We start from the raw sequence: 4,343 nt of genomic DNA on the forward strand, positions 1-4,343 counted from the left end.
ACCACTACTCTATTCTTATCGCTATATGAAAAAGATATAGCAAATAACTCAACACTTATACTCTCTCTTTGTAAATAAAGAACATCCTTAATATTAATAAATCAATTAATCTTCAGACGATGGCATTAGTGATTAGAGTTGTATCTTTTTTATAACAAAAACATACTTATCAAAAACAATGCATTAAGGTATTGAAAACTCAAACTATTTATATATAAAAAAATATAACCGATAGTGTGACAATTTTGCTATATCAAAACAAAAGGAGAACATTATTATTTTACAAAAAGAAATCCCACACTAAACCAAATCGAATTGTAAAGTCTCTGAATGGATGGTTAGGTGCAGAAAAATAATCATATCCAGTAAATGATGAATTAAAATGTTCTGCTTTTAAAAAAATTCGTGTTTGTCTAACTTTTGCATTAATGAAAAAGTCAAATCTAGGAAACCCGCCTAACTCAGTTTCATTTTGAGTATAAAATTCTGCCAATAAAGGGTCATATCCATTCATACTATATTTGGTAAAATAATTAAATGTTACACCCGTTTGCAATGTCATTGCCTTTTTGAACAACTGATTAGAATAGTACAACGTATTTCTAGCTATTAAAGTTGGTACATTTAAGACATTGTCGTCACCTACAACATTTTGATACATTATTGTGTTGTCTATAGCTAAGTTACCTACTCTAAATTCTTTTTGCACTTTCAACCTTATATATTGAAGTGGTTTATTATATTGTTTAGGTGCAATGACTTTAACTTGATTAACCGAATCTTCAAGATTAAAGTATGTGTAATTATCTATATTAGAAATATCTAAATTCGCATTAAAAAACTTTTGTGATTTAACACTGAAATTTAACTGCTGTGTATTTATATTTTTAAAGTTATTGAAATTATACCAATTATAATTAATATAATCACTTTGATATAATAGATGGTTATAATTAGCAATCCTCGAATTAATGCTAATACCACCTGATAAACGAACATCGTCAAACAATTTTAAACTTATGACACCTTTCAAGTAGCTTCCAACAAATTCATCAGAAAGATTTAACGTTCCACTTCCTTCAATACTAAAACCTTTATAATTTTTTGAATAAGATGCTTCAACACCGATAAGATTAGATTTTATTCTATTTGGTATGGTTTCATCTGGAAATAAAACTACACTATCATAACCGTAATTAACATCCGTATAATTTACAGAAAACATTAATTCTCCTAATGTCTTATTAAAATACCTTAATCCAAGAGCTGCTTTAAAATTTTCTAATGTAACCTTATCATTAATGTCATTTGTAAAAGAATCTCCAAAAAAACTAGTTGTAGGTGATGTCTGGTAAAATTGAAAATATTTATCTTCAAAAGAAACGGTATTTATTATAGCAAGCTTATTATTACTTAACGAATCTTTACTCCTTAAAATATCATAGGACTGATCAATATAAAAACGTTTACCCCTTAATACGTTTTCTGCATTTTCAAAGTTAGGGTCGAATACTGATCTATCTAAAAACTCTTCTTCACCTAACACAAAGCTACCTACATCGCTATCACTTATCCCGCCATTCTCTTGATTTAATATATCTTGCATAACAATATGCCATCTCGCATTATAACGTCCATTTTTGGTTTTATAATTTGAAGTAAAGCGAAAATTCCCAGAACTAGTACGTACATTTTGATAATTACCTAGTGATCTTAATCCCTTATATGCAATTGAAAAATTAAACTGTTTTGATGGATTTATTGTAAAAAATGCATCCAGCATCTGTCCTTGCTCAAAAGCAGTTTTATACGTTAATCTAGTCCAAGGAGTAGGAACCTCGTAATATTTAATATCCTCATTCTCAAAATAATTAAAATGCCTAGCCCTTGCAGCGAATACAGGGACTGTACTTTTTTGTGAAGCATCAAAACTCAACGTGTTATAGGTTTGCCCCATATTAGCAAAAGGCATTAAGCCAAAATTATCCTTTTGCAAATAATTAAACTTGTAATCTTTTTTAATTGAGATTGTAGTATCTACAATTACAGAGTCTCTTTCAGTATTAAATTGCAAATATAAATCTATGGTTGCTACTTTCTTAGAATCTTTAGAACGCTTAACCGAAGAAGAATCTTTAACATAAAGTTTATCTCTATTTTGTAAACTCTCTTTGATTGGTTTCTCTTGAGCGAAAAGCCCAAACCAAAAAGAAAAAAAAACAAAAAAAATAAAATATTTAAAACGCATTTACATAGTATCTATTAAAAACAAAGTAAACCATAAATTATTGTATATAAAGGATTTTTTACAATTTAGTTAACATAAAAAAGACCAACAAATACTGTTGGTCTTTAAATCAAATACTTTATTGATACTATTCAATAACGAGTTTATGAGATATTGAACTATTTCCTTGAGAAATATTAGCAATATATACACCTGCCTGTATTCCTTCTAAATTAATAGTCTCATTGAATTTTTGTGCCCCATTAATAAAAATGTTGTTATACACTTGTCTACCACTAACATCAAATACACTTATCTTTACTTCATCATCATTATTAGAACTACTATCAAAACTAATTGTAAATTCTCCTTTACTTGGATTAGGAAAAACGACAAAATCATCTAATATGTTGTTATCATCTACACCAAGCGTTAAAGTATTACCTGTTACTATTAAAGAAAAATTTTGCACTTTAGGAGCTAAAGGCACTGCAGTCGCTAAAGTCCCTTTGTGAGAAACAACAAGACTGTAATTTCCTGATTCAGGAACATCTATATCAATTCGCTCTACATTATCGACAACATTATCTGCTTTAGAATTTGAAAAACCAGAACCTGAATAATCTAATTTCCAAGGTAAGTAAGTAGCACCTCCGTCTTTTGTTATTCTTAAATCTAAATCATTAATTAGTCTTGGTGTTTGATTATTTAAATCACCACTACCTGAAGCAGCAACACCTTGTACATCTGTCCAACATATTGTTGCACTTAATTTTTCACCAGCTTGTGCGCCAAAGTTTAAAACGTAGGTATCACCATCATCAATTTTTAACTCATCAACAATAGACATACTATTATTAGCCTCAGTGAGAACTTCAGCAGAACGTTTAGCATCTAAAAGTCCCCAACCAAAATTAGGGTCTGGTCCAGCTGTATTTGTATCATCTAAAGCCGTGTGACATACTAAGGCTTTTAAAGTAGATGCATTCATATATTCGCCATTAAGTTGATTATAATATTGTTGTAATAATGCAAGAGAACCTGTAACATTTGGTGATGCCATGGATGTTCCTGAAATAGTTCCATATGTGTCACCTGGGACTGGTGAAGTTAAACCGGTACCATCACCTGCAATATCTGGTTTAATCCTTAAATCATCTGTAGGCCCTTGGCTACTACTTGTATTAACAACAAACGTCATGTTTACCTCACCAGTAAACGGATTAATATTAAGCGTGGGTGATGCATTAGCAACAACTAAATTATTTTTTGCGTTTTTATCTCCAGTAAGTTTATCAAAGCCTGGAGCAAGTCCGCCAGGATAACTATCAGTACCTCCATTACCTGCAGACATTACAATTAAATATTTAGGATTTGCTCTTGCAATACCATCAACTGTTCTAGCTCCCGATGAATAAGCTCCCATTTGCCATGGATCTAATTGGCTACCACCTGCTTGATTAATAGGTAAACCATAAGAATGATTAGAAAGAATCATCGGAACTGGCTCATTAACTGCCACAAGCATTTCTGGCGAATCATTTAAAAAATTATACGTTCTTACAGTTATTGCACTCGCCATACCTTTAGCACTTGGGTCAACACCCTTCGCCGATATGGTACCTGTTACGTGAGTACCATGAAAATCTTGATCTCCGGTACCATCAGTATTTATACTTTCTACATTAGTGATTCTAGATGCTGTATTATCAGCGTTTTGGAACTCTACGTGAGTGTTTTGAACTGGTCCACCATCCCAAACACGCACTGTAATCCCAGAACCATCTAAATCTAATCCTAAGCTACCTCCAACCTGTAGATGATTTGTACCAGTGGCCAATGCAGCATCTTCATTATCTGTAGTCATATACATAGGTTTACCATCAATAACGTCAGTTAAAACAAAGACTTTACCATTTTCCTTAACCACTCTTTTCTGTTCTCTATTAATAGATAAATATTCATTAATACGCACAGTCTTAAGTGCATCCGCTTTTTTCACACTTAAATAAAGTTCTTGTTGCGTTTTATCTAAATTTTGAAATTGTTCTTTACTCATTTCTTGTTGAGCAAAACAACTATAAGATAAAAAACCCATTATTGCGAAGCATAATAT

2 protein-coding genes are annotated in these 4,343 nt (G+C 31.2%); both read right to left on the reverse strand.

Annotated elements, in window-relative coordinates; all coding sequences use genetic code 11:
• Positions 1-280: 280 nt before the first annotated feature.
• On the reverse strand, positions 281-2,248 hold the full coding sequence (locus tag QZZ53_RS16930) for a putative porin (protein WP_296386913.1): 1,968 nt from the start codon (positions 2,246-2,248) through the stop codon (positions 281-283).
• Positions 2,249-2,375: 127 nt separating this feature from the next.
• On the reverse strand, positions 2,376-4,343 hold a 1,968-nt coding region (locus QZZ53_RS16935), incomplete at its 5' end, for a S8 family serine peptidase (RefSeq protein WP_296386915.1).

The sequence above is a fragment of the Winogradskyella sp. genome, from assembly GCF_016744625.1.
Taxonomy (GTDB): domain Bacteria; phylum Bacteroidota; class Bacteroidia; order Flavobacteriales; family Flavobacteriaceae; genus Winogradskyella.

Excerpts from the sequence above, each read along its gene's own strand:
- QZZ53_RS16930 (WP_296386913.1), bottom strand. The coding sequence starts at position 2,248 with ATGCGTTTTAAATATTTTATTTTTTTTGTTTTTTTTTCTTTTTGGTTT.